Origin of the sequence: Haloarcula argentinensis DSM 12282 (genome assembly GCA_000336895.1) — an archaeon.
In the GTDB taxonomy this organism is placed as follows: domain Archaea; phylum Halobacteriota; class Halobacteria; order Halobacteriales; family Haloarculaceae; genus Haloarcula; species Haloarcula argentinensis.
The window spans coordinates 148,126-172,297 of the sequence record AOLX01000022.1 but is presented as its reverse complement, the minus strand read 5'-3'; the positions used below and the strand labels follow the sequence as shown (position 1 = coordinate 172,297).

Genomic DNA, 24,172 nt, shown 5'->3' with positions numbered 1-24,172 from the left:
ACACAGCAGCAACTGGCAGGCCCTGACGGGACCCAACACGCGGTGACCACCGTCGTCTTCTGGGCGCTGGTCGCCCTCGCGACGGTTACTGGGCTGGTGACAGCCTGGACACTCGGTGCGAACAGCAACTCACCGCCGTTCGCCCCGGCTATCGGTGCGAACGCTATCTCGACGATGCGCGCCGCCTTCCTTATCGGAATTCTCGCCGCAATGGGCGCACTGACTCAGGGGGGCAGTATCTCGGAAACGGTCGGCGCTGGCCTCATCGATGGCGTCGCGATCACCTCGCTCGCAGCCGTCGCCGGGCTGTTGACTGCGACCGGATTCATGGCCTTTGGTATCTACTCAGGCTATCCCGTTCCAGCGGCGTTCGCGACGACGGGCGCGATGGTCGGCGTCGGCCTCTCGCTCGGGGGCGACCCAGTGTTCGACACCTACCGCCGTATCGCCACGTTCTGGCTGCTCGTCCCGCCTGTCTCGGGGAGCCTGGCCTATCTCACCGCGACTGTGTTGCGTCGGGATGACATCCCCGAGACGGTCGGCGTCCCGCTGCTCGCCGGCGTCGTCGGTGGTATCGTCGCCAACGTCCAGTTGAGCATCATCCCGTCACCGGCCGGCACCGAACAGGGCTCACTGGCCGGTTTTGCTGCGATGGTCGCCGGCACGGATATCGCGGCTGTCGGCGCGACACTGCTGGTCGCCGCCGGGAGCTTTTACTACATCCGCCTGCAGACGCAGGCCTCGGTCGACAAGGGCATCAAGACCTTTCTCGTCGTTCTCGGCAGTGTCGTCGCCTTCTCCAGTGGCGGCAGTCAGGTCGGCCTCGCGACCGGGCCACTCGAAAACCTCTACCGCGCCGAACTCGGTCTGCCCGGGTTCGTGTTGCTGGCGCTCGGCGCAGTGGGTATCCTCGGCGGTGCGTGGATGGGCGCGCCCCGCCTGCTACAGGCGACCTCCCGCGAATACGCGCAACTCGGCGTCCGCCGCTCCATCGCGGCGCTGGTCCCCGGCTTCATCATCGCGCAGGCCGCTATCGCGCTGGGGATCCCCATCTCGTTCAACAACATCATCATCTCCGGCGTCATCGGCGGCGGCCTGGTCGGCGGTTCTGCCGGCGTCTCTCGCCGGAAAATAGGTGTGACTGTCGGATTCTGGCTCATCACGCTCGTCACCAGCGTCGTGATCGGCTTCGGCCTGTATCAGGTGCTGGAAGCGGTCCTCGGCAGCCAAGCCTGAAGAGTGCCCGCGTGCTGCGTCCGGGTCGTCGACGTCCGTGACTACCGGACGACCGTCACCGTCACCGGCGCTTCACTGACGACCGCCGTCGCCACCGTTCCGAGCAATCGGCGGGCGATCTCGTTTCGCGTCCCGCCGTGACCACCCATCGCCACCTGATCTACGTCGGTCGCCTCAACGTAGTCCAGAATCGTCTCGGCCGGGTCACCGGTCTCGACGGCCGTCTCGACCTGTTGGCCGGCCTCGCTAGCCTGCTGTGACGCCCGGTCGACAAGCTTCGCGGCCCGCTCGTCGGCTGCCGCCCGGCGATCCGCATCCGGCTCGAGCATGCCACCCTCGCTCATCCCCGTATCGAGTGGCGCGACGACGTTCAGGACTGTAATCCGGCAGTCGAACGTCTCCAGCGCGTACGTCAGCGCCTCGTCAGCCAGCGGTGACCCGTCCAGCGGGACGAGGACGTGTGTCGGTGCCATATGTTTTCTCTGGGAGGTAGCTACAAGTAGCCAGTGGCAAGCGAGTGCTTGCCAGACCCGTGTCACACCTGTTCCGCATGGATTCGAACCAGAGGAAGACTCGCTTCGTTCGCCTTCCAAGGCTCGAATCCAGCAATTACGACGCTATCGCTCACGAGTTTGCTCGCCACAGAAATAGTCCATCCTGGATTCGAACCAGGGTCGAAGCCCCCAGAAGGCTTCAGGATTGGCCACTACCCCAATGGACTGTGCGCACTCTACAGTATCGGGTGCCCCTTTGTAAGCGTTGCGCGATTCGGTCGGACATGAAGCGTGTCAGCAGCCCACACAACACCGCCAGGAGAACAATAGCGTCATGGCTACGCCAGACGGCCAGACATCGACAGCGCTTTTTCGGGGTGCTGTGCACACTCGCGTATGTACGTTGGACGATTCGTCGTCGTCAGTCCCGAAGTCGGTGCGTACCGCGTCTCTTCGCGCTCATTCCCCAACCGCCAAGCAGTCAAGCGCGACGGGACAGTGACCGTCGAACCGACGCCGGACGCGCCGGAGACGGACAACCCATATATCTCCTACAACGGCGTCCGCGTCACCGAGCGCGGCGCGGTCGTCGGTAACGGCTCTCACGTCGACCCAATCGCCGAAAAGCTCGAACTGGGCTATCCGGCGCGGGACGCCATCGCGGAGCCGCTCCTCTCGCTCGACTTCGAGAAGGACGACTACGACACGCCGCGGGTCGCCGGTATCGTCGGTGTCGACGCGCCGGACCCGACGACGAACGCTGACGGACCGGGCGCAGTCATCGGGACCGTCCGCCGGGACGCGCTGCTCGTCGAGGAGGTCACCGAGCCGACGCTTGTGGCGACATACGAGGAGAACAGCCCGACGGCGTTCGACCTGGGCGCGACTGACGCCAGCGAGGTAGCCCGCGAGGTGTACGACCACAAGTACGAACACGCCGTCTGTTCGGCCGGCGTCACGGGGTCAGCGGGCGAGTTTGACGTGGCAGTGTACAACGGGGAGTGAGCGGATGGCAGCAAACGCACCACGGACACAGATACTGAGCCAGGACCGACACTCAAGACCCCACAGGGGATAGACACTAGCAATGAAACTCGGTGTACTCTCTGATATTCATGGCAATCGGGTGGCGCTCGCGGCAGTGCTTGCGGATATGCCGTCGGTTGACGGACTGGTCTGTGCCGGCGACGTGGTCGGCTACAACCCCTGGCACGCCGATTGTGTCGACGCGATGCGTGGGCACACCGACGCGCTCCCCGCGGACGGTCCCTGGCCGACCGACGAAGTCCCGACAGTGATGGGTAACCACGACAGGGCGGTCGCCGCCGAGACACCGTTCGCGTTCAACGGGATGGCGCAGGCCGGCGTCGAACACGCCACGGAACAGTTGTCCGACGAGCAGATCGAGTGGTTGGCGGCGCTGCCCGACGAGCGCCGCGTCTGTGACGGTCGGGTGAAACTCGTCCACGGACACCCTGACGACCCGGACCACTATACCTATCCCGAGGAGTTCGGGCCGGATCTGCTGGGCAGCGAGGACGTGCTCGTGATGGGCCACACGCACCATCAACACCACGAGGTGTACGAGGACGGTATCGTGATGAACCCCGGCAGCGTGGGCCAGCCCCGCGACAAGGACCACCGGGCTGCATACGCCGTGCTCGACCTCGATGATTTGACTGTCGAGGAGCACCGCGTGGCCTATGACACGAGCGCGGTCATCGACGCGGTAGAGGACGCCGACTTGCCGCGGCAAATCGGTTTCCGGCTGACGCAGGGCCGGTAGCCATAGGAACTGCGCGTCGCCCGTCGCCGGCAGCCTGCAGAAACTGCAGCTGGAGGAGGGAATTTATGTCCGTGACCGCTATCGTGTGGTGTGGAGTCCCCATTTGAGGTCCTCGGAATTCCGCCGGACGCGGACGACGGGGAGATCGTCGACGCGTACCGCGAGCGGGTGAAGGAAGCCCACCCGGATCAGGGCGGCTCGACGGCCGAGTTCCAGACGGTCAAAGACGCCTACGAGCGACTACAGAACGGCTACGAGCCCGGGGACCCGCTGCCGGACAAGTCACCGACGGCCGAATCCGGGTCCGAGACCGAGGAAGCCCCGCCAGAACCGGACGACCCGATGGTGGAGTTTCTCAACTTCGAGGTGCTGGAGGACCACGGCTGGGCACTCGAAGACGAGGACCTGTTCGCGAAAGCCGCCGACGCGAACCTGCAGTCGTCTGATTTCGGACGGTTCTACGTCGACCCAAACGACACGTTGCTGGAAGCGGCCGAAAAGAACGGCTTTGCGTGGCCGTTTGCCTGCCGCGGCGGCGCGTGTACGAACTGTGCGGTGGCAGTCGTCGACGGCGAGATGCCGTCGCCGGCGAGCCACATCCTGCCGCCAGAACTCACAGAGAAGGGGATTCGCCTGTCGTGTATCGCCGCACCGGTGTCTGACGACGCGAAGATCGTCTACAACCTGAAACACCTTCCCGAAGTCAGCGAACTCCTGCTGCCCGCGAGCCGGTTCGAGCAGGCCTCCTCGACCGATTAAAAAGAACCCAGCGTTCAGAACACGTCCTGCACGAGCGAGAGGGCCTGTTCGCGGTCCTCCCACGGAACGAACACGGAGACCGACGTGGCGGACGTAATCACGTCGTAGAGGTGGATGTGGGCGTCGGCCAGCGGTTCGACGACCTGATGCGCGAGCGCCGACTGGCTCGGGTCGCCACCGGTGACGCGGATGACGGCGATATCATCCTCGACGGTGACCGACGAGAGCGTCTCGTCGTCGACGATGCGGGCGTGCAGCAGCGCCTCGGCTTCCTCGGCGTCGTCTTCGTCGACGTAGAACGTCAGCGAGTCCATCCCCGAGGAGTTGGCCTCGATGTTGATGTCCTCATCCGCGATAGCGCCCGACAGGTCCGCGAGGATGCCCGGGCTGTTCCGGATGGCCCGGCCGGCGACGGTCACACAGGCGATTGGCTGTTCCTGCAGGTCGATGAGGTTCTGGAACTCACCCTCGATAGAGGTGCCACCGGAGAGCAAGTCGCCGTGCTGGTAGTGGACGACCCGAACGCCGAGGTCGTCGCTCTTGTACGACAGCGCTGACGGCGCGACCACCTCGGCCCCGCGGAACGACAGCGAACGGAGTTCGTCGACGGAGATTTTGCCGACGTTCCGAGCACCTTCGACGACGCGGGGGTCACCGGTCATGACGCCCTCGACGTCGGTGACGATGACGACTTCGTCGGCGTCCATGTAGTCGCCCATCATCACGGCGCTCGTGTCGGAGCCACCACGACCGAGCGTCGTCACGTTGCCCTGGTAGTCCTCCGCGAGGAAGCCTGTGATGACCGGGACGACGTCCTTGAGCTGGCCGGCCAGCGCGTGGGCACGCTTCTGTGTCTCCTCGACGTCGACCTCGCCGTACTCGTCAGTGATGATCGGCCAGTCCTCGCTGCCGGGTTCAAGAAAGACCGCCTCGATACCGCGGGCGGCAAGTGCACCCTTGAGCATCCGAACGGAGGTCCGTTCGCCCATCGAGACGATTTCGGCGCGGTCCGCGGAGTCGGCGTCGTAGTTGATCTCGTCGAGCAGTTCGTCGGTCGTGTTGCCCATCGCCGAGGCGACGACCGCGACCTCGTGGCCCTGCTGGACAGCAGCGGCAATCGAGTCCGCGGCCCGGTTGATGCGGTCGCCGCTGCCGAGGCTCGTCCCACCGAATTTGGCGACTACGCGCATGCTACCACCGTGCCCGTGTGTACGTGAACCATTGCCCTCGCGTTATCCGTCGCTCGGGATAACTGTGTTCATCTGTGACCGCGTCTCACTGTCGACAGCGACCGGCAGATTCCGTCGTGCGAAGCCCTGTTGCCGCGAAGGTGGACGCAGTCCGGAGCGTCCGACACACCGTTTATTTGCGTGGGGTTCCCACGCACATGTATGGATATCCGCGACGCTATCGAGGACGACGCCGAACGACTGGCCGCCCTCGCTGACGGGCCGCCGGACGTGATGCGAAACCTCGTCCACGACCGTACCGTCCGCGTGGCCGAGGAAGACGACACCATTGTGGGGTTCGTGAGTTTCGACGCCGAGCGTGGGACCGTCCACGTGACGCAACTGGCTGGGTCAAGCGACGCCTGCAAAGAACTCCTGACCGACCCGATCGAGTTCGCACGCCGGGAACACATGACCGTCGAACTACTGCTCCCAGAGGACGAATCAGAGGTCCGCGACGCTGTCGAGGCGGTCGGGTTCATCTCCACCGGAAACGGTCCCCGGTTCGACGGGCAGGAGACGACGCGGTACCGATTAGAGCCGGAACGAGCGGAGCACTGACTACCGTCAGGGGACCGAAAGCCGCCAGCCGAGCGTCGCACACAGCCCGAACCCGAAGGCGTTGAGCGAGCCGTGGAGCGCAACCATCGTCGAAATTGTCAGCCCCGGCGAGCGGCCAGTGAAAGTCGACACCCCGTAGCCGAGCGCGAGCGCCATCGAAATCGGGAGCGCCACAGCCGCGATGCCGAGCAGGACCCCCTGTGGCCGGGGACAAGAAGGGACGACACGGCGTAAGACGACAGCGCCGAAGGCCGCGACGGCGACGGTAAAGAGGCTCACTGCGACGACCTCCACCATCGGTGAGAAGGCGATTCCGACCGCGATGAGCGCCGGACCGACGAGGACGACACCGACGATAGTGCGGAATCCCCACGAGTGGTCACCGAGGTATCGGCCGGTCAGTCCTGCTGCGACTGGAAGGACGAACCCGGCGTAGTGGAAGTGGACCGCTGTGAGTCGGATGATGACGCGGTCGAACCAGAGCGTCAGGTCGAGATGGGCCAGCAGGAGCGCGACCGCGCCAACCGAGACGTAGGCGAAGCCAGCGTCGATAGCGGTCTCTGGGAACACTAGGCCGCCCCGAGCCCAAGTCCGAACGAACGCTGCGAGTCCGAGAAGGCCGGTGACAGCCAGCCACGGCGTTGCGAGCGCGACGGCCAGCGGTGCTGGTGACGGAACGACCAGCGAGACCGCGAGCAGGAGCGCGCCGACCGGCTGGAGCCAGATGGCAGCGGTCGTGAGCCGACTGACAGGTGCCTCGAACGCTCCAGTCACCGCCGTTCGGAGGGCGAGCGGGACCAACACGAGCGGCGCGAGAGCGAGCGCCCGTTCGATAACGTCCAGTTCGCCTGTGACTATCATCGCCAGCCAGACCACCGCACCAAGCACCGCGCTCAGGTCTGTCACAGCGATGCCGGTAAAAAACGGCTGGGCAACGCTGTCGAGTGCTGGCTCCCGAGACCCAGCGGCGCGGTCGCTCATCGCGGGGGGAGTCGGTCGAGTCCGCGGACGATTCGGAGGTCATCGGGCATCCCGTCGCTGGCAGTCTGGTCTTGCGTGAACGTCCCGCGATAGCCGAGCATGTGGCCCACGAGGTCGTTCTCGACGGTCGCGGTGACGTGGTAGCGTTCGTCGGTTTCGTCGTAGCGGTCACGTACCTCGACATCGGCGGCCAGCGGCCCCGGCAGGGGAACGTAGCGGTCTCCCAGACGAGCCCACTGGCGGCCGCCGGCGACCACGAGTGCCCCGTCCTCGACCCTCGGGTGGAGTTCGCTGGCGACCCGGCCGTGTGTTCCGAGAAAGTCCAGCAGTCGCTCTGACTCGGCGTCCCAGACGGTCAGCGAGTCGAACAGCCGGGTGGTGTCGCCGAAGTCGAATGCGCGGCGAGTCGTCATCGCCTCGTGCCCCCCAGCCGTCGTGTAGGCCACCGTCGTCACTGAGAACGGCACGTCCTCGCCACCTTCGGGGAACAGCATGTTCTGGGTCGTCATCGCGTACAGCGCCGGCAGTACCAGCGTTCCACGGGTGATATCCATCTCACCGCGGCCGACACAGACCATCCCGTCGTCTGGGGCGAGGCTATACCGGTCGCGGACCTTCGGGTGGAGGTCGGCAGCGGCCTCGCCCAGCGCCCGCTCGTAGACGCCCGTCACAGCCCCACCCGTACCGGTGGCATCCACGGCACAGGCGACAGCCCGACGGCAGCCCTCATTCGTGCCGCAGTTCGCGTCTGTGTGTCCATTGGCTGGCTGTTCCCGGGGGAGATGGATATTTCTACTGGGTAAAAGACGGAAAATACCGAGCGCAGAGCCGATACAATCAGTTTTCGACCAGAAGGTCGGACAGGGCCTCGCTGTTGGCGGCCCGTTCGCTAACGTTACTTCGAGCGGAATTTGCGGTACAGATACGCGACACCGAGGCCGCTGGCGACCAGCGCCGGGACCAGCGGCGCGTCGGCAGCCTTCGATACCTGTCGCCGAACCGTCCCGGTGATCGACGACGGCTCTTCGATGAGATCAAGCACGGCCTCGGTGCTGTTTGCGACTGGCTCCGGCTCGTTCCCGGCCTCTGCGGCCGCTCCGGGGTCTTTGAGCAGGTGGCCCGTGGTCAGACAGACGACCGACTCATCGCTATCGACCTCGCCCTCACGTCGGAGCTTCCGGAGGCCGGCAACCGAGGCGGCAGAGGCTGGTTCGACGCCGACGCCTTCCCCGGCGATGTCGCGCTGTGCTTCGGTGATTTCCTCGTCGGAGACGGCGACGGCGGTGCCGCCGGTCTCCCGGATGCCCGGCAGCGCCTTCGGCGCGTTGACCGGATTGCCGATGCGGATGGCGGTCGCGCGGGTCTCGACGTCCTCCCAGCGGCGGGTGTCCTCGTATTCGTTCTCGATGGCTTCGACCATCGGAGCGGCTCCCTCGGCCTGCACACCGGTGAGTTTGGGCACCTGCTCCTCGGTTATCGCGCCGGCCTTGACGAGTTCGCGGAAGCACTTGTACAGCGCCGCGGTGTTGCCGGCGTTGCCGACCGGCAGGACGATGCGGTCCGGGTACTCGCCGTTGTCGGCGTAGAACTCCTCCATGATCTCCAGCCCGATAGTCTTCTGACCCTCCAGCCGGAAGGGGTTCAGCGAATTGAGGAGGTACGCCTCGCCACGCTGTGCGAGGTCCTGCACGATGTCGAGACACTGGTCGAAGTTGCCGTCGACTTCGAGGATGCGCGCGCGGTGGAGGCTCGCCTGAGCGATTTTGCCAGCCGCGACCTTCCCAGCCGGCAGGAGGACGAGCGTCTCCATCCCGCCGCGAGCGCCGTAGGCCGCAAGTGCCGCGGATGTGTTGCCCGTCGAGGCACAGGCCAGTCGGTCGACACCGACCTCTTGGGCGACCCGGACACCGACGGTCATGCCGCGGTCCTTGAACGAGCCGGTGGGGTTCATCCCCTCGTGTTTCACGCGGAGCGCGTCGACGCCGATGTCGTCCTTCAGGCGCGGCATCTCGTGTAGCGGCGTGTCACCCTCGGGGAGCGTGACGCCCTCCTCGAAGGGCAGGGCGGCATTGTACCGCCAGACGCCCGACCCCTCGAACTCGTCGAAGGTCGGCAGGTCGTCGTAGCGGACCTCAAGCAGGCCGTCGCAATGGTCGCAGGTGTAGCGAATCTCGTCGAAGGGAGCGAACGTCTCACCACACTCGATGCAGGCCAGCCAGACGCCGTCGTCGGCAACCGGCGGCACGTCATCGGTGAGTTGCAGGTCAGCCATTGTCGGGACCATGCCCCCAGTGGGCAAAAGTCGGACGGTTGTCGGCCATACCGTCAGCGCTCACGGCGCGGCAGCTATCACTCACCGTGGCTAGCGTCGAACTCGTCGATACGGTGATGGACCGCGGCAGTCCATTCGTCGAGGGTCTCGTGCATCAGCTCGCGGGCCTCCGACAGCGGTGTCGCAGTGTACTGGTAGACGTGGCCGCCACCGTCGAGGAGTCGCCGTTTGCGCGTCGCGAGCCCTTTCTCGCGGAGCGTCGACAGCGATCGGTTGATGTTCGAGCGGTCCCGACCGAGTTCGTCAGCGAGTTCCTCGACAGTGCTTGCAGGAGTCTCAAGCAATGTCTGATACGTCCGTACCTCGTGTTCTTGAACGCCGAAAACACAGGCCATCACGTCCGAGAGGGTCGGTTCGTCGTCCACCATCAGGTCGTGAAACTGGTCCGGAGATGGGTTGACAGACATACCCCTCTGTATTATTCCGACCCGGATAAACTGGGTCGTTACCTCAACCTCACCGCGACGGAGTCGTCACTGTCCGCGTCCATCCGATTCCGAACCGCCGACGGTGTCCTGAAAGGCTGATTACGAAACCCGCTCCAGGATATATCAAAAAGTCCACTTTTTCAGCCGGACGCGCCAGCTCTCAAGCCCGACGGTTGCGAGTACTGTAGGAGATATTGACAACCCCATGGGAAAGGGTACTGTTTCAGGTGGAAATATCCCCGGAACGGAATGGGACTTGACGAACGGACGTTCTCTTCTAAAATAATATCTCAACGAGTTACAAATCAAAAGCATTAATACTCGCTGACTAGTGTCACTTAAAAAGAAGTAAGCGTATTTCTCATCGTGGTGTCCGAGCTACGATGAGGATGCTAATACTTCCCGATCCCAGAAACCAATGAATTACAGGAGTTTCGACCACCTCAGTGCTGATACGCAGGAGTGGATCGTCGATCTACCAGACGACTTGGATCTGATCGTCGGAATACCCAGAAGCGGAATGCTAGTGTCAAACTTACTTTCGCTGCATCTCAATCTCCCGATGACGGATATCGACGGATTGCGGGATGGCAGACTCCTACAGACGGGTGAGCGGTACGACGGTGAGTTCGACCTCTCGGAGTTCTCGACGATACTCGTCGTCGACGACACCGTCTACACCGGCAGCGAAATGACCACCGCGCAGTCGACGATCGACGGCCTGGATCTGTCCGCGGACGTGTACTACGGCGCTGTGTACGTTGACGAGGGTTCCGAGCGGTTCGTCGATACGTACGCCCAGACCCTGGCGTTCCCGAGGGTGTTCGAGTGGAACATGATGCACCACGACTTCCTCGTGGATTCCTGTGTTGACCTAGACGGCATCCTCTGTCGCGACCCGACGCCGGAAGAGAACGACGACGGGCCGAAATACCGGGAGTTTATTTCGACTGTCGATCCGATCTGTGTTCCCTCGGTGGAGATCGGGAAGATCGTTACCTGTCGGCTGGAGAAGTACCGTAGCGAGACTGTCGCCTGGCTTGACGAACACGGGATCGAGTACGACGAACTGGTGATGATGCAGTACCCAGACAAGGCCACGCGGGTCGCTGCGGGTAACCACGGCCAGTACAAGGCCGAGGTGTACCAGTCCTCAGACGCTAAGCTGTTCATCGAAAGCTCCCACTCCCAAGCGCGGACGATCGCCATGCAGACGAGCAAACCCGTCTACAGCAAGGAGCAAAACCGGATGCTCCAGCAAGGGTATCTGAACCGCGTCGCCAGAAACGGTCGGATGTCCATCGAGGCCGTCAAATCCGACCCGCTAAGGTACGTCGATCAGCTCAGGTCAGACCCCGTCGACTTCGTCAAGCGGGCCTCGTCGGTCTTCCTCTGACTCGCGGTGGTCGCCCACCACCACGGCGTTACACGCTCGGCCCAAACGCTAATCACGAGACGCCCGTAGGTCCGACCATGGATTCGGGACCACTCTCAGAGACAGCCGTGCTTGTCACTGGAGCGAGTTCGGGTATCGGCGCGGCGACCGTCAGAAAGCTGGCACGGGACGGGGCCGATGTGGCACTGGTCGCCCGCCGGGAAGACCGCCTCACCGAACTGGCAGACGAGATTGCCGCCGAGCACACCGTCGGCACCCACGTCGTGCCAGCCGATGTCAGCGACCCGGCACAGGTCACGGCCGCCGTCGAGTCCACCGTCGACACACTCGGCTCGCTCAACGGCGTCGTCGTCAACGCCGGCGTCGGCCGCGGCTCGGACGTTGAGACGCTGTCCGACGAGCAGTACCGGACGATGATGAATGTCAACGTCGACGGCGCGTTCTACACCGCCCGCGAGTCACTGCCGCATCTCCGAGAGGGGGCGGGCTCGCTGGTGTTCGTCGGTAGCTTCGCTGGACAATATCCCCGGCCATTCAACCCCGTCTACGCCGCGACGAAGTGGTGGCTCCGTGGCTTCGCCCACAGCCTCGCTGGTCAGGTCGGCGACGACGACATCGGCGTCACCGTGGTCAATCCTTCAGAGGTTCGGTCGGAGTTTGGCTCCGAGGACGGAACGGCGTTCAACGAGCGGTTCGAACCGGGCGAAGTGACCGAACCCGAAGAGGTAGCCGACGCCATCGCTTTCGCTATTCAACAGGAGCCTCCGACCACTATCAACAGCATCGACGTGTTCCGCCGGGACAAGTTCGAGCACTTCTAGCCCACCACCTTTTTCCACGGGGGTTCGGGCGCTACGCGCCCTCAACCCCCGCCGAAAAACGTGGGCGAAAAAGGCGGAATCGCCGCATTGCGGCGATTCCGGGAACCGCGGCCGAAGGCTGCGGATATGTCGACCGCCAGACGATCTACGCCTGCTCAGCCAGCCACACGAGCAGCCCCTTCTGGGCGTGCAGGCGGTTCTCCGCCTGGTCCGGCAGCCACTTTTTCCGCGTCGGGTCGTTCACTACGTTCACGACCACTCGCGCAAAAACGTGGGGAAAAAGGCGTCCCTCACTCCGCTCGGGACGGGCCTACGCCTGCTCGGACAACCACACGAGCAGCCCTTTCTGGGCGTGCAGGCGGTTCTCCGCCTGGTCCCAGACAACGGCGTTCTCCGATTCGATGGCGTCGTCGGTGACCTCCTCGCCGCGGTGGGCGGGGAGGCAGTGCATGAACGGACGGTCTCCGAGAAGATTCGTCGTGATCTGGAAGCCCTCGAAATCTTCGAGTTTCTGGCCGCGCTGGTCCTCCTGCCCCATGCTGACCCACACATCGGAGTACACCACGTCGGCGTCGGCGACGGCGGCTTCGGGATCGTGGGTCGTCTCAGGCGCGTTGCCGAAAGCGGCGGCGCGGTCGGCCACGTCGTCGGCGATGCCGTAGCCTTCCGGCGTGGCGACAGTGAGGTCCAGCCCGACCATCGCTGCGCCGATGACGAAGGACTGGCAGACGTTGTTACCGTCGCCGACCCACGCCACGGAAACGTCCTCAAAGTCGCCGAACTGCTCACGGATGGTCAGTAGGTCGGCGAGCGTCTGGCAGGGGTGAGCGTCGTCGGTCAGGCCGTTAATGACTGGGACTTCGGCGTATTCGGCCAGCTCCTCCGCGTCGGCGTGGTCGAACACGCGGGCCATGATGAAATCGACGTACCGGCCGAGCGCGCGGGCGGTGTCCTTGACCGGTTCGCCATGGCCCAGATGGATGTCGTCGGGGCCGAGGAACACGGCGTGGCCGCCCAGTTGCGTCATCCCCGTTTCGAAGGAGACCCGGGTCCGTGTCGACGGCTTCTCGAATATCATGCCGAGCGTCTGCTGATCGAGCAGGTCACTCTGACTCCCCTCGCCGTGGTCGGCTTTGATGGCCGCGGCGCGGTCGAGGACGGTCGTCAGTTCGTCGGTCGTGAGGTCGTCGACATCGAGTATGTCCATGTCAGTCCTCCAGCAGGCGTTCGGTCGCGGTTTCGAGCACCGCAACGGCGCGATCGTACTCGTCGAGCGGGAGGTGCTCGTTCGGTGCGTGGTCGAGGTCCGAGTCGCCGGGACCGTAGGTCACCATCGGACAGTCCCACGTCTTCGCGTAGACGTTCATGTCGCTGGTGCCGGTCTTGCGAAGCAGTGTGGGCTCGCCGCCCTGCTGCCGGATTGCGGCCCGGAACGCCCGGGCGGCGCTGGTTCGGGGGCTCTGCATCACTGGCTCGACCTTGTCGTCCCAGTTGACCGTGCCGTTCTCCAAGAACCCGTCTGCGATTTCCCGGATCTCGTCGGTGCTGTACTCCGGCGGGACTCGCAGCTGGACGTTCATCGTCGCCTCGACGGATAGCCCGTCGCTCGACGTGCCGCCCTTGAAGTCGACCGGCTTGCAGGTGACGCGCTCGAAGACGGGGTGCCACTCATCGGTGGCGAACTCGTCGTCAACCGACGACCACCAGTCGATCGCGTCCTGAATGGCGTTGTTCTCCGGGCGCGAGGAGTGGCCGGACTCGCTGGTGGCGACGTAGGTTCCAGCCAGCAGGCCACGATAGCCCAGCGTGATGCCCTCCCAGCCGGAGGGCTCGCCGTTGATGACGGCACCAGGTTCCGACTCGCGGTCCTCGACGAGGAATCGAGCGCCTTTCGAGTCGACTTCCTCGCCGACGACGCCGACGAAGGAGGCTCCGGTGCGGACGGCCGCGACGGCCATCGCACACAGCGGCCCCTTCGCGTCGACGCTGCCGCGGCCCCAGAGCACGTCACCCTCATCGTCCTCCTCGACGCGAACCGGGATGTCGCCCGGGACGGTGTCGATGTGAGAGGTGAGCAGGACGCCGTCATCTGCGGGCGCGCGGACGTTGCCGACCTCGTCGAGCCACGCCTCGCGGCCGTGTGCCTCGAAGAACTCGACCAGCCGCTGGGCCGCCTCCGCCTCGTTCCGCGAGACCGACGGGATACGGACGACAGCTTCGAGCAGGTCACGTGCCTCGGTGTCGGCCTCAGGCGTTGCGGCTTCGCTCATCTCACCACCTCCGTCATTGCGTCGACGACGGCGTCGGCGTGGTCCTTGTCAATTGTCAGGGGCGGGAGCAGGCGGATAACCGTGCGGCCGGCCGGCAGCGCGAGCACCTGATGGTTCAACGCGAGCTTTTTCAGCGCCGCGTTCGCGCCGCGGCCGACCTCGACGCCGATCATCAGCCCCTCACCACGGATGTCCCGCACGTCATCACCGATAGCCGCTTCCAGTTCGGTCAGGAGGTAGTCGCCGATGACAGCGGCGTTCCCGGGTACTGAGTCCTCGATGATGGTCGAGACTGTTGCGCCGGCGGCTGCTGAGATGACCGGCCCGCCGGAGAACGTCGAGGCGTGGGAGCCGTAGTTCTCAGCGATCCAGTCCCGGCACAGCGTCGCCCCGATGGGGAGGCCGTTACCGAGCCCCTTCGCCGCGGTTATCATGTCCGGCGCGACGGCGGCGCGCTGGGAGTTCCACAGCGCACCGGTCCGGCCCATTCCGGTCTGGACCTCATCGAAGATGAGCGCGGCCCCGGCGTCCTCGGTGATCTCACGGGCGTCTTCGAGGTAGCTGTCCGAGGTTGGGTTGATGCCGCCCTCGCCCTGAACGGGTTCGACGATGAACGCGGCGGTATCCTCGTCGACGGCCTCGTCGAGCGCCTCGCTGTCGTCGTAGGGGACGAACTCCACGTCGCCGATGAGCGGCTCGTAGGGTTTCTTGTACTTGTTCTTCCACGTGGTCGCCAGCGCGCCCATCGTCCGGCCGTGAAAGCCCTGCATCGTCGCGACGATCTTGGAGTTGCCCGTCGCCGACCGGGCGAACTTCAGCGCGGCCTCGTTGGCCTCGGTCCCGGAGTTACAGAGCCAGGTCTTGTCGATCGGGTCCGGGGCAGTTTCGGCGAGCAGGTCGTACAGAGCCGTCCGTTCGGCGTTCGGGTACGACGCCTGGACGTACGTGATCTTCTCTAGCTGGTCGCTGACGGCGCTCTGGACCGCCGCGTGCTTGTGGCCCAGCGGGACACAGGCGTAGGACGCGCCCATGTCTAGGTACTCTGTGCCGTCGTCGTCGTAGACGTAGGCACCGTCGCCACGTTCGATCTGGATGGGTTTCTCGTTGAAGACGAATCCGCTCATTGTTCCTCCGTCGCTGTCTGGTCTGTGTCCTGTTCGAGTGCGCTCGCGTGGACGTGGGTGCCGCCGCCGTCAAGCGCCGATAGAATCGGTGACTCGGCGTTAGCGTCGGCCACCACGACCTCGGATGCGCCACCGTCGAGCGCCTCCTCGGCGGCCATGATCTTCCGGCCCATGAATCCCTCGGCGGCGTCTTCGAGCGCATCCCAGTCGCTTGCCGTTTCGACCGATTCGATGAGCGTCGATGGGTCGTCGGGGTCCGCGTAGACGCCTTCGACATCAGTGAGTAGCACCAACTGGGCGTCGAGTTCGCCGGCGATGGCCGCCGCCGAGCGGTCGGCGTCGGTATTGACGGGAATTACGTCACCATCGTCGTCCCCGGCCATCGGCGGCGCGGCGACGGGCGTGTAGCCGTCCGCAAGCAGCGTCTCCAGCAGGTCGCCGTTGACCTGCTTGATCGTGCCCGAATGGTCGCCCCGGCGGATCTTCTTCTTCCCGTCCTCGACGACCCGCACTGCGGACTTCCGCGGTCCGTAGAGCAGTTTGCCGTCGACGCCGGTGAGGCCGACCGCGTCGACGCCCTCGCTCTGGAGGCCGGCGACGAGCTGAGTGTTGAGATGCCCGAAGGCCATCTCGAACACCTCCATCGTGGTCTCGTCGGTGAACCGGCCGACGACGCCCGACGGTGTTTCGACGTATTCGGGCTCGACGCCGAGTCGTTCGAGCGTCTCGTCGACTTTGGTGGAGCCGCCGTGTACCACGACGACTTGCTCACCATCGGCCACTAACGATGCCACGTCCGCAAGCGCCCCCGCGGGGTCGACCGCGCGAGCGCCACCGACTTTGATAACGACTGTCATAAGAACTCAGGTCAGGGGTTACGGTGCGCCGACGGGGTGGAGCCCCTGGAACTCCAAGCCCGCCGTCTCTTCGATGCCGAGGGCGACGTTGGCCGCGTGGACGGCCTGCCCCGCCGACCCCTTCATCATGTTGTCGATGGCCGAGAACACGACCAGTCGCTTGTTGCCGGGGTCGAGTTCGAAGCCGACCTCGGCGCGGTTCGTCCCCGCGACCGACTTTGGCTCGGGGTAGCGGTAGACGCCACCGCCGCCGGCGACGAGTTCGACAAAGGGTTCGTCCTCGTACTCACCGCGGTAGGCTCCCCAAAGGTCACCTTTCGAGACAGGCCCCTCGGGGAAGACGTGGCAGGTCGCGCTCGCGCCGCGGATCATGTCCACCGCGTGGACGGTAAAGGACACGTCGATGCCGAGGAACTGCTGTATCTCGGCCTCGTGGCGGTGTCCCGTCGGCGCGTACGGGCGGACGACGCCCGAGCGCTCGGGGTGGCTGGACGCCTCGCCGCCACCGGCCCCGCCTTCGCTGGAGCCGACCTTCACATCGACGACAATCTGCTCGTCGCCGGAGAGGATGTCGGCCTCGAACAGCGGGAGCAGGCCAAGGATCGTCGCCGTGGCGTTACAGCCGCCAGAGGCGATGAGGTCCGCGCCTTCGAGGTTGTGGCGGTTGAGTTCCGGCAGGGCGTACTCACTCTGTTCGAGCAGCTCCGGGCGTGTATGTCCGTCGTACCACTCGTCGTACTGGGCCTCGCTATCGAGGCGGAAGTCCGCCGAGAGGTCGACGACCGTACCGGCGGCCTCCTGGAACGCGTCGATCTGTTCCATCGAGACGCCGTGGGGCGTCGCGGCGAACAGCACGTCGACCGACTCCAGGTCTTCCGGCGAGGAAAACCGCAAGTCCGAGTGGCGAAGGTTCGGGTGCGAGTGCCCGATAGTCTTGTTCTCCTTCGAGCGGCTGGTCGCCTGTGCCAGTTCGAACTCGGGGTGGCCGTCAAGGATACGAAGCAGTTCTCCGCCGGTAAAGCCGGAGCCGCCGACGACGCTTGCGGTGTACGTCATGCTGTCACCTCGGCGTCGGCTTCTGTCGCCGCTTTCTGTTCGAGCCAGTCGACGACCTTCGCAGGCACGTCCACGTCGGTGACCTCGTTCAGCGCCTTGAACTCGACGGTGTGGTTGACCTCGTGGACCGTGTAGTCCTCGAACTCGCCGCTTTCCTCGTCGACACCGATTTCCATCAGGTCGATACCGAGCAGCCCGCCACCGACCGCGTCGGAGGCCTTCTCGACCAGTTCCAGCGCTCGGTCGTCAAGTTCAAACTCGTTGGTCTCTGCGCCCTTGGCAGCGTTGGTGAGCCAGTGGTCTGAGGAGCGGACCATCGCCGCAATGGGCTCGCCGTCGACGGCCAGCACACGCATGTCGCGGCCGGGCTTTTCCACGAACTCCTGTACGTAGAAGATCTTGTGCTCGTAGTGGCCAAGTGTCTCCTTGTGTTCGAGGATAGCCTCGGCGGCCGAGCGGGAGTCGATCTTCGCCATCAGGCGACCCCAGGAGCCGACGACGGGCTTGAGGACGCAGGGGTAGCCGAACTTCTCGATGGATTCCAGCGCGGCGTCCTTCGTAAACGCCACGTCGGTGTTGGGCGTCGGCACGCCCGCGGCCTCTAACGCGAGGCTGTTGTTGACCTTGTCCGCACAGGTGTCGGCGACCTCGGGACCGTTGACGACCGGCACGCCGTAGGCCTCCGCGAACTTCGTCGCGTACACGCTACGACTGGTCGCCAGACAGCGGTCGACGACGATGTCCAGATCCTCGAAGGCCTCGGGGGCCTCGTGGATATTGAACTGCTGTTTGCGAACGTCTATTTTCTCGATCTCGTGGTCGCGCTCGCGCAGTTCCGACAGGAGCAGCTTCTCGTCCCGGCGGATGCGCGAGTAGAGGAGTCCGACTTTCATACTGAGTCCTCCGTGGGTTCGCGGCTCGCAGCGTCGAGCGCCACGGTCACGTACGGCGCCGAGCGCCGCGCCACCGCGAACACCTCACTCACCCCAGTCCTCTTCGAGCTCGGGTGCGCTGTCGAGCTCGACAGGGTCGGCGCCAACGACTTCCAGTTCGGCACCGCAGGTGGCACAGTCAACGATCTCTCCGACTTCGAGGTTGTCGTGCAGGGACACGTCCGCCCCACACTCGATGCATTCTGCCATTGTAGTTCATCCTGTGACAGGGATCCACTTAAAGCCTTCGAACATATCAGAATAGTTTAACAAGATATACTGCCCTCTAATCGTATCAAAGCTCCAAATCCGCCACGTTTCCGAATCGTGTATCAGAATTATGGTATAATTGTCCCACGAGGGGACGGTGGTCGCTCAGACATATCGGTCCACCTCCGTCTGGCGGCGGTCAGCCGCCTGTGAAACCGCCTGCCGGCGGGCAGTCAGTGCCTCGCTGTCGGCGGCGAGTGCGTCTTCGGCTACCGACACCTGGTCGGCGACGGCGTCGGGGGCCGGGCCACCGCGAGAGTCCCGCATGGCGACACTTTCCGTCGGGTCGAGTGCGGCCGCCAGCGCCTCGCGGTCGACGTAGGTCGACAGGGGCTCGCCCAGCACGTCCTCGGCGACGGCCGACAGCGCCTCGTAGTCTGGCGCGTCTTCCTCGGGACCCAACTGCGCGGCTGTCTCGGCGACGACCTCGTGGGCTGTCCTGAAGGGGACGCCGGCCATCGCCAGCAGGTCCGCCACGCCGGTCGCCGTCGCGAACCCGTCAGTGGCCGCTTCCGCTAACGTCTCGGCGGGCCAGTCGGCCGTCGCGACCGCGCCGGCGGCGACTGCCACGCTCTCGGTGACGCTGTCGATTGCGTCCCAGGCGTGGTGGCTGGCGCGCTGGAGATCGCGATTGTACGCACGGGGCTGGCCTTTCAGGTTGGTCAGCAGGCCGTTTAGCCCGCCGACGGCGTCGCCGGTACGCCCGCGGACGAGTTCCAGCGTGTCGGGGTTCTTCTTTTGGGGCATGATCGAGGACGTCGAGGCGTAGTCGTCGTCGAGGTCGGCGTGGCCCTTGCTCGCCATTACGACCACGTCCTCGGCCAGCCCCGACAGATTCGTCGCCAGCGTGGCGACGGCGCTGGTCGTCTCGACGAGGAAATCACGCGTCGCCGAGGCGTCCATCGAATTCTCGGCGACGCCCTCGAACCCGAGCAGTTCCGCCGTGCGCTCGCGGTCCACGTCGAAGGGCGTCCCCGCGAACGCGGCCGACCCCAGCGGGTTCTGGTTAACCCGTTCGTAGGCATCCAGCAGCCGCGCGGTGTCGCGTTGGAGCGCCTGTTCGTAGGACAGTACCCAGTGGGCGACCGTCGTCGGTTGGGCGGGCTGGAGATGCGTGTAGCCCGGCATCACCGTTTCGCGCTCGGCGCGAGCCACCTCGATGAGTTGCTCGCGGGCACCGATGACAGTCTCGACGAGGGCCAGTATGTCTTCGCGCAGGCGGTAGCGGATACAGGCCGCCACCTCGTCGTTGCGCGAGCGGGCGGTGTGCATCTTCCCGCCGTCCGGGCCAACGCGGTCGATGACAGCGCTTTCGATGGCCTCGTGCACGTCTTCGCCGTCGGGGAGCGCCCCGTGTCCCGCGTCTTCCACGTCCGCCAGCGCGGCCAGCACCTCGCCGGCCGTCTCGCGGTCGATGATCTCCTGTTCGGCCAGCATCACGACGTGGGCGCGGTCAACCGCGAGGTCAGCTGCGAAGATGCGTTCGTCGTCGGACAGCGAGGAGAGGAACGACCGGGCGGGCCCGCCCGCGAAGCGGTCACGGCGGACGACCGTTTCACTGTCGTCGGTCGCGTCCACGGTCTCGTGGTCCTCGCTGTCGCTCATTCGCTTACTCCTCCGTATCCTCGGTCGCGGCGTGGTCACCGCTGCCGTCCGTCACGGCGGCCCCTTTTTTCGCGTCGTCCAGAATCTTGTTCGCGAGGCGAGACTGGAAGCCGTGGTACTTCGCGACACCGGTCGCGTCCTGCTGGGTGATGCCGCCGGAGACGTCCTCCTCGTTGAACGAGGCCGCTGACTCGCTGTAGACGGCGTACTCCGATTCGCGCGAGACCGGGCGGCAGTGGCCGCCTTCGAGTTTGACCGTGACAGTCCCGGTGACGCGCTCATTGGTGTCGTCGATGAACGCTTCGAGGGCGCCCGTCAGCGGCGCGTCGACGAGCCCCTGGTAGGCCTTCTGTGACCACTCTTGATCGACCTGGGCCTTGAACTGGCGCTCCTCCTGCGTGAGGACGAGCCCTTCGAGCGCCTCGTGGGCCGTCAGCAGGACCGTCGCTGCGGGGTGTTCGTAGTTCTCGCGGACTTTCAGCCCGAGCATACGGTCCTCCATCATGTCCGTGCGACCGATGCCGTGGGCCCCCGCCTGCTCGTTGAGTTGTTCAATGAGTTCGACGCCGCCGAGTTCCTCGCCATCGACGGCAACGGGAATACCTTCCTCAAATTCGACCTCGACGAGTTCGGCGTCCTTGTCCGAGGGGTTCTCGGTCCACTTGTAGATGTCGTCGGCTGGGATGGTGCTCGGGTCTTCAAGTTCGGAGCCCTCGATGGAGCGGCTCCAGAGGTTCGTATCGATTGAGTAGCGGCCGCCGTCGCCGCCCTCAACGGGCAGGCCCTTTTCCGCAGCGTACTCGTTTTCCCACTCGCGGGTGAGCCCGAGTTCACGCACCGGCGCGATGACATCGAGGTCAGAGTCGCGCCAGACGGACTCGAAGCGGAGCTGGTCGTTGCCCTTGCCGGTACAGCCGTGCGCGACGGCCGAACAGCCCTGCTCCTCGGCGACCGAGAGGATGGCTTTGGCGATGACCGGGCGCGCGAGGGCGGTCCCGAGCGGGTAACCCTGGTAGTCGGCGTTGGCCTTGACGGCCTCCATACAGAGGTCCGCGAACTCCTCGGTTGCGTCGACGACGTGCTGTTCAACGCCCAGCGCTTCGGCTGTTTCCTCGGCCTCCTCGAACTCGTAGTTGGGCTGGCCGACGTCGACGGTGACGCCGATGACTTCGTCGTAGCCGTATTCTTCTTTCAGCAGCGATACGCAAACTGTCGTGTCGAGCCCGCCCGAGAAAGCGAGCGCGACGGTTCCGTTTCCTTCTGGCATGGATGTGTTCTGAATTGGTTCCGTGGTGTGCCTGTCGGTTTCTCGATCAAACAACAGATCGAGTATCCCATCGAACCGACGACGACGGCGTCTAGCGACGAAACGAACCTGTCGAGTGAAGAGTAAGTAGTAGTGGGCCTAGAAACGGCCCGGTCGTCGTCGTCGTGGGGAGAAACGGAGGGACCCCTCGCTGTCCGCAGCGAGCATCGTGGAGAGGGGGGTCCGCGTCATGTACTTTCTGCTGTGTGACTCGGGTACTAATAGCTTCCGTGTTCACAGTAGCGTGTGTATAGACAACAAACACCAGACATCAGCAGCCATCGCGTCGCCCATAGCGACCAGCACCGGCAACAAACTGACGTGTGATGAGGTTAAACGGTGTATTCGTCTTCGCTCTGGCTATTGGCCAGCATCGACAGTATCAGACCCGCCACCCAGCGACTCGGTTTCCTCGCCATTGGTAGCCGTCTCGTTGGCTGGCGTAGCATCGGTATCGTCCGTCCGCTCACCCGCCGGGGTCCGCTCCGGCCCGGCCACCGGACGGTCACCCGCTTCGGTTCGGTTTGCTGCATCGCCGCCACGGTCACCGGCAACGTCAGGTCGAGCCTGCTTCCCGACGTTCGGCCCGGCGATACCCTGTGCGACAGCGGCGACTTCCGGACCGCTCAGTTCGTTTGCACGCTGTGAGAGGGTTTTGATCGCCGCCGCGTCGATGCCCTTCTTCTCCAGCGCTTCGGCAGGGAGCTGGCTGGCGGTTTCGTTCGTCTCGTCTGCCAGTCGCTGGACGTTCTTCGTTTCAGCGTGGAGCTGTGCGGCCTTCGCCCGGTACTCGCCCTCGCTCATCGAGCCGTTCTCGCGGGCTTGCTCCAATGCCTGCTTGCGCTGTTGGAGTTCTTCGAGTCGGGCCTCGGAGTCGTTCACCTGCTCGGCGACAACGGACGCCTTCGCAGCATCAGTGTTCGCCTTCGCAACGCGGATCCCAAACGTCCGAGACTGGACCTCCCCGTCCAGTTCAGCCTCCTGCACGCTGACGACGCCCGCCAGCTGTGCGCCGGGGGTCGTCGGGTTCTCGTTGGCCTGTTCGGTCACCGCTTCCGTTTCCTGTGCCATCGTTGCGGCAGGTACCGCGGCGAGCGTGCTCGCCACGAGCAGCAGCGCCAGCAATACCGGAGTAGCTCGTCTCATTCTATCCAGTACTTGTCCACCCAAGAGCCTATAAATAGGCGTCAGTGATGCCGGGTTAGCGCCGATTAAGCCGGATTAAAACTGCAATACTGCGCTCGAACCAACTGACAGGTTCCGGTGAACGGTCGGTGGCTTTATTACCGTGTTTCGTCACCGCTGTCGGTTCCGTCGACCCCGCCGCCGTCGCCACCAGCCACATCAGTGTCCGGCAGCGTCACCACGTTTTCTCGGCCGATACGGAACGTCTCGACCTTGTCCTCGTCACGGAGGCCGCCGATGACCTGACTCGTCTTGGCGTCGGTCCAGTCGAGTTCGCCGGCCACCTGCTGTTGTTTGAGCCGCCCGCCGTTCGATTCGAGCAGTTGCAGGACCTGCTCCTCGTTGCTCAGGAGTTCAGCCGGCGGCGTGCCAGCGTCGGCGTCGGTGCCGGCGGCGGCTTCCGCCTCTGAATCGTCCGAGTCGACCATCGACGCCGGCGGCTCGGCCGGCTCACCGCCGCCGAGGATGCCGTATCGTCGAAGGGCGTATGCCCCGGCGACGATGCCGGCCAGCGCGAGAAGTCCGCCGACGAGGAGGCCGTTCGATCCGCTGTCACCACCGGCGCTGTCCTCTGGGCTGACGACCACTCGCGGCTCGCTTTCCCCGAACGTCTGTTGGCCGCGCCAGGTGACAGAGGCGTTCTCCCGCTCGTCAGGCTGCGGCGCGACGGAGGTGGCCTGATAGCCTGCCGGCCAGCGGACAGTCAGTGAGGTTTCGCTGTCCAGAAATAGCCCAGAGAGCGCGTCACCGATTTCGAGGCGGTTGTCGGAGACGCCAGCGAAGTTCGTCCACTGGAACCGGTAGGTGATGACGCCGTACGTCTGGCCGAACGTCTCCTCGTGTGCGCTCACAGAGACGTTCTCGATGGCCATCTCGCGGCCGGTCGCGTTCTCCGCGGCCCCGGCAGTGCGTTGCATCCGACTCTCGAAGCGGTCCGTGTACGCTGCAGGGTTTGTCTGGATATCGGCACGCAGGTCCTCGAAGGCCTGCGTGGCGTTGTCGTCGTCCAGTCGGATACGGTAGGCAACCGTCCAGTCAGCGGTCCCGTCAGTGTCTACGTCAGCGGTCATGACGACCACGTCCGCGTCGACGGACTGCTGGCCGAGGCTACCGAACCCGACGCCGGTCGCTGTCGGGACAAGCAGTGCTATTGCGACGAATACGACTACCAGCGTTCCAGCGCTCCGGCCCATCCTACCGCGGCTACCCCCTCAGCAGGTATATCGTTTATTGCCGATTGTGTGAACTGATACGCTGCGACCTTACATCACATGCCGCATCTCTGCCGGGGCCTGAATCACCGGTCGCTGTGGCCACAAGGGGTTTGCCCCGTGAGGGAGTCCGGTTGAGCATGGACAGAGCGAAACTCGACGTGGACACCCTGCTGAAGATTGTCCTCGTTCTCATTGTCGTCTGGTTGGTGCTCGAGGTACTCGATACGGCACTCGGACTGTTGACTGGCCTGCTCGGCATACTTCAGCCGTTCCTCGGCGTGATTCTGGTCGTTCTCATCGTCCTGTGGCTGGTCGACCGGCTGTAGGACC

The 24,172-nt window shown here is 64.7% G+C and carries 25 protein-coding genes and 1 tRNA gene; 8 read left to right on the top strand and 18 right to left on the bottom strand.

Annotated elements, in window-relative coordinates; genetic code table 11:
• The first annotated feature begins 42 nt into the window (after positions 1-42).
• The gene (locus C443_RS12775; protein ID WP_005536848.1) at positions 43-1,236 is read left to right on the top strand and encodes an inorganic phosphate transporter; all 1,194 of its coding nucleotides are present in this window, start codon (positions 43-45) and stop codon (positions 1,234-1,236) included.
• A gap of 41 nt (positions 1,237-1,277) precedes the next feature.
• Here the strand turns inward: C443_RS12775 and C443_RS12770 are convergent, their stop codons facing one another.
• Positions 1,278-1,709 (bottom strand): universal stress protein, encoded by a 432-nt coding sequence (locus C443_RS12770; protein ID WP_005536845.1) that lies wholly within the window; start codon positions 1,707-1,709, stop codon positions 1,278-1,280.
• 175 nt (positions 1,710-1,884) lie between these two features.
• Positions 1,885-1,957, bottom strand: a tRNA-Gln gene (locus C443_RS12765).
• Between the two features lie 169 nt (positions 1,958-2,126).
• On the opposite strand from C443_RS12765, the gene C443_RS12760 reads away from it, so the two are divergent.
• The 3 genes from C443_RS12760 (at position 2,127) to fer (ending at position 4,275) form a co-directional block, all read left to right on the top strand.
• On the top strand, positions 2,127-2,735 hold the full coding sequence (locus C443_RS12760; RefSeq protein ID WP_005536843.1) for an IMP cyclohydrolase: 609 nt from the start codon (positions 2,127-2,129) through the stop codon (positions 2,733-2,735).
• A gap of 82 nt (positions 2,736-2,817) precedes the next feature.
• Entirely contained in the window at positions 2,818-3,516 is a 699-nt protein-coding gene (locus tag C443_RS12755; protein ID WP_005536842.1) for a metallophosphoesterase family protein, read from the top strand.
• Positions 3,517-3,606: 90 nt separating this feature from the next.
• Positions 3,607-4,275 (top strand): ferredoxin Fer, encoded by a 669-nt coding sequence (gene fer / locus C443_RS12750; RefSeq protein WP_005536840.1) that lies wholly within the window; start codon positions 3,607-3,609, stop codon positions 4,273-4,275.
• A 14-nt stretch (positions 4,276-4,289) separates the two neighbouring features.
• Here fer and C443_RS12745 read toward each other — a convergent pair whose 3' ends face one another.
• Entirely contained in the window at positions 4,290-5,465 is a 1,176-nt protein-coding gene (locus C443_RS12745; protein ID WP_005536839.1) for an aspartate kinase, read from the bottom strand.
• Positions 5,466-5,666: 201 nt separating this feature from the next.
• On the opposite strand from C443_RS12745, the gene C443_RS12740 reads away from it, so the two are divergent.
• Entirely contained in the window at positions 5,667-6,065 is a 399-nt protein-coding gene (locus tag C443_RS12740; RefSeq protein WP_005536838.1) for a hypothetical protein, read from the top strand.
• 6 nt (positions 6,066-6,071) lie between these two features.
• Here the strand turns inward: C443_RS12740 and C443_RS12735 are convergent, their stop codons facing one another.
• The 4 genes from C443_RS12735 to C443_RS12720 form a co-directional block, all read right to left on the bottom strand.
• On the bottom strand, positions 6,072-7,046 hold the full coding sequence (locus C443_RS12735) for a YndJ family protein (protein ID WP_005536837.1): 975 nt from the start codon (positions 7,044-7,046) through the stop codon (positions 6,072-6,074).
• Complete coding sequence (locus C443_RS12730) at positions 7,043-7,717, bottom strand: DUF4166 domain-containing protein (protein ID WP_049944053.1); 675 nt, start codon at positions 7,715-7,717, stop codon at positions 7,043-7,045. Before C443_RS12730 ends, C443_RS12735 begins: the two co-directional genes overlap by 4 nt.
• A gap of 224 nt (positions 7,718-7,941) precedes the next feature.
• A complete protein-coding gene (gene thrC / locus C443_RS12725; protein ID WP_005536835.1) occupies positions 7,942-9,330 on the bottom strand; it encodes a threonine synthase in 1,389 nt (462 codons plus the stop codon).
• Positions 9,331-9,395: 65 nt separating this feature from the next.
• On the bottom strand, positions 9,396-9,785 hold the full coding sequence (locus C443_RS12720; RefSeq protein WP_005536834.1) for a helix-turn-helix domain-containing protein: 390 nt from the start codon (positions 9,783-9,785) through the stop codon (positions 9,396-9,398).
• A 439-nt stretch (positions 9,786-10,224) separates the two neighbouring features.
• Between C443_RS12720 and C443_RS12715 the strand changes: the two genes are divergently transcribed.
• Together C443_RS12715 and C443_RS12710 are read left to right on the top strand one after the other, a co-directional pair.
• A complete protein-coding gene (locus C443_RS12715) occupies positions 10,225-11,202 on the top strand; it encodes an orotate phosphoribosyltransferase (protein WP_005536833.1) in 978 nt (325 codons plus the stop codon).
• 77 nt (positions 11,203-11,279) lie between these two features.
• Positions 11,280-12,023 carry an SDR family oxidoreductase gene (locus tag C443_RS12710; protein ID WP_005536832.1) on the top strand — a complete coding sequence of 248 codons (744 nt, stop codon included), beginning with the start codon at positions 11,280-11,282 and terminating at the stop codon, positions 12,021-12,023.
• 310 nt (positions 12,024-12,333) lie between these two features.
• On the opposite strand, the gene argF is transcribed toward C443_RS12710, so the two are convergent.
• From argF to C443_RS12655, 11 genes are all read right to left on the bottom strand, one after another.
• Positions 12,334-13,230: an ornithine carbamoyltransferase gene (argF, locus tag C443_RS12705; protein WP_005536830.1), complete on the bottom strand. Its 897-nt coding sequence runs from the start codon at positions 13,228-13,230 to the stop codon at positions 12,334-12,336.
• A gap of 1 nt (position 13,231) precedes the next feature.
• Positions 13,232-14,293 carry a [LysW]-lysine hydrolase gene (locus C443_RS12700; protein ID WP_005536828.1) on the bottom strand — a complete coding sequence of 354 codons (1,062 nt, stop codon included), beginning with the start codon at positions 14,291-14,293 and terminating at the stop codon, positions 13,232-13,234.
• Complete coding sequence (locus C443_RS12695) at positions 14,290-15,417, bottom strand: aspartate aminotransferase family protein (RefSeq protein ID WP_005536826.1); 1,128 nt, start codon at positions 15,415-15,417, stop codon at positions 14,290-14,292. Before C443_RS12695 ends, C443_RS12700 begins: the two co-directional genes overlap by 4 nt.
• Complete coding sequence (locus C443_RS12690; protein WP_005536825.1) at positions 15,414-16,274, bottom strand: acetylglutamate/acetylaminoadipate kinase; 861 nt, start codon at positions 16,272-16,274, stop codon at positions 15,414-15,416. Before C443_RS12690 ends, C443_RS12695 begins: the two co-directional genes overlap by 4 nt.
• A gap of 18 nt (positions 16,275-16,292) precedes the next feature.
• Positions 16,293-17,330 (bottom strand): N-acetyl-gamma-glutamyl-phosphate reductase, encoded by a 1,038-nt coding sequence (argC, locus tag C443_RS12685; RefSeq protein WP_005536823.1) that lies wholly within the window; start codon positions 17,328-17,330, stop codon positions 16,293-16,295.
• A complete protein-coding gene (gene lysX, locus C443_RS12680; protein WP_005536821.1) occupies positions 17,327-18,223 on the bottom strand; it encodes a lysine biosynthesis protein LysX in 897 nt (298 codons plus the stop codon). Before lysX ends, argC begins: the two co-directional genes overlap by 4 nt.
• A gap of 84 nt (positions 18,224-18,307) precedes the next feature.
• Complete coding sequence (gene lysW / locus C443_RS12675; RefSeq protein WP_004959888.1) at positions 18,308-18,472, bottom strand: lysine biosynthesis protein LysW; 165 nt, start codon at positions 18,470-18,472, stop codon at positions 18,308-18,310.
• Positions 18,473-18,637: 165 nt separating this feature from the next.
• Entirely contained in the window at positions 18,638-20,137 is a 1,500-nt protein-coding gene (gene argH, locus C443_RS12670; RefSeq protein WP_005536819.1) for an argininosuccinate lyase, read from the bottom strand.
• Between the two features lie 4 nt (positions 20,138-20,141).
• A complete protein-coding gene (locus C443_RS12665; RefSeq protein ID WP_005536818.1) occupies positions 20,142-21,404 on the bottom strand; it encodes an argininosuccinate synthase in 1,263 nt (420 codons plus the stop codon).
• Positions 21,405-21,803: 399 nt separating this feature from the next.
• Entirely contained in the window at positions 21,804-22,589 is a 786-nt protein-coding gene (locus C443_RS12660; protein ID WP_193363481.1) for a hypothetical protein, read from the bottom strand.
• A 137-nt stretch (positions 22,590-22,726) separates the two neighbouring features.
• Positions 22,727-23,821 carry a helix-turn-helix transcriptional regulator gene (locus C443_RS12655; protein ID WP_005536816.1) on the bottom strand — a complete coding sequence of 365 codons (1,095 nt, stop codon included), beginning with the start codon at positions 23,819-23,821 and terminating at the stop codon, positions 22,727-22,729.
• 158 nt (positions 23,822-23,979) lie between these two features.
• Here C443_RS12655 and C443_RS12650 point away from each other — a divergent pair, with 158 nt between their 5' ends.
• Complete coding sequence (locus C443_RS12650; RefSeq protein ID WP_005536815.1) at positions 23,980-24,168, top strand: DUF7554 family protein; 189 nt, start codon at positions 23,980-23,982, stop codon at positions 24,166-24,168.
• Positions 24,169-24,172: the final 4 nt, after the last annotated feature.

What these genes read in the sequence shown, in the direction of transcription:
- lysW (WP_004959888.1), bottom strand. Translation starts at nt 18,472, where the DNA reads ATGGCAGAATGCATCGAGTGTGGGGCGGACGTGTCCCTGCACGACAAC.
- argF (WP_005536830.1), bottom strand. Translation starts at nt 13,230, where the DNA reads ATGGACATACTCGATGTCGACGACCTCACGACCGACGAACTGACGACC.
- C443_RS12690 (WP_005536825.1), bottom strand. Translation starts at nt 16,274, where the DNA reads ATGACAGTCGTTATCAAAGTCGGTGGCGCTCGCGCGGTCGACCCCGCG.
- C443_RS12720 (WP_005536834.1), bottom strand. Translation starts at nt 9,785, where the DNA reads ATGTCTGTCAACCCATCTCCGGACCAGTTTCACGACCTGATGGTGGAC.
- C443_RS12655 (WP_005536816.1), bottom strand. Translation starts at nt 23,821, where the DNA reads ATGGGCCGGAGCGCTGGAACGCTGGTAGTCGTATTCGTCGCAATAGCA.
- C443_RS12665 (WP_005536818.1), bottom strand. Translation starts at nt 21,404, where the DNA reads ATGCCAGAAGGAAACGGAACCGTCGCGCTCGCTTTCTCGGGCGGGCTC.
- thrC (WP_005536835.1), bottom strand. Translation starts at nt 9,330, where the DNA reads ATGGTCCCGACAATGGCTGACCTGCAACTCACCGATGACGTGCCGCCG.
- C443_RS12695 (WP_005536826.1), bottom strand. Translation starts at nt 15,417, where the DNA reads ATGAGCGGATTCGTCTTCAACGAGAAACCCATCCAGATCGAACGTGGC.
- C443_RS12745 (WP_005536839.1), bottom strand. Translation starts at nt 5,465, where the DNA reads ATGCGCGTAGTCGCCAAATTCGGTGGGACGAGCCTCGGCAGCGGCGAC.
- C443_RS12715 (WP_005536833.1), top strand. Translation starts at nt 10,225, where the DNA reads ATGAATTACAGGAGTTTCGACCACCTCAGTGCTGATACGCAGGAGTGG.
- C443_RS12735 (WP_005536837.1), bottom strand. Translation starts at nt 7,046, where the DNA reads ATGAGCGACCGCGCCGCTGGGTCTCGGGAGCCAGCACTCGACAGCGTT.
- lysX (WP_005536821.1), bottom strand. Translation starts at nt 18,223, where the DNA reads ATGAAAGTCGGACTCCTCTACTCGCGCATCCGCCGGGACGAGAAGCTG.
- C443_RS12755 (WP_005536842.1), top strand. Translation starts at nt 2,818, where the DNA reads ATGAAACTCGGTGTACTCTCTGATATTCATGGCAATCGGGTGGCGCTC.
- argC (WP_005536823.1), bottom strand. Translation starts at nt 17,330, where the DNA reads ATGACGTACACCGCAAGCGTCGTCGGCGGCTCCGGCTTTACCGGCGGA.
- C443_RS12760 (WP_005536843.1), top strand. Translation starts at nt 2,127, where the DNA reads ATGTACGTTGGACGATTCGTCGTCGTCAGTCCCGAAGTCGGTGCGTAC.
- C443_RS12700 (WP_005536828.1), bottom strand. Translation starts at nt 14,293, where the DNA reads ATGAGCGAAGCCGCAACGCCTGAGGCCGACACCGAGGCACGTGACCTG.
- C443_RS12660 (WP_193363481.1), bottom strand. Translation starts at nt 22,589, where the DNA reads ATGAGACGAGCTACTCCGGTATTGCTGGCGCTGCTGCTCGTGGCGAGC.
- argH (WP_005536819.1), bottom strand. Translation starts at nt 20,137, where the DNA reads ATGAGCGACAGCGAGGACCACGAGACCGTGGACGCGACCGACGACAGT.
- C443_RS12710 (WP_005536832.1), top strand. Translation starts at nt 11,280, where the DNA reads ATGGATTCGGGACCACTCTCAGAGACAGCCGTGCTTGTCACTGGAGCG.
- C443_RS12740 (WP_005536838.1), top strand. Translation starts at nt 5,667, where the DNA reads ATGGATATCCGCGACGCTATCGAGGACGACGCCGAACGACTGGCCGCC.
- C443_RS12770 (WP_005536845.1), bottom strand. Translation starts at nt 1,709, where the DNA reads ATGGCACCGACACACGTCCTCGTCCCGCTGGACGGGTCACCGCTGGCT.
- C443_RS12650 (WP_005536815.1), top strand. Translation starts at nt 23,980, where the DNA reads ATGGACAGAGCGAAACTCGACGTGGACACCCTGCTGAAGATTGTCCTC.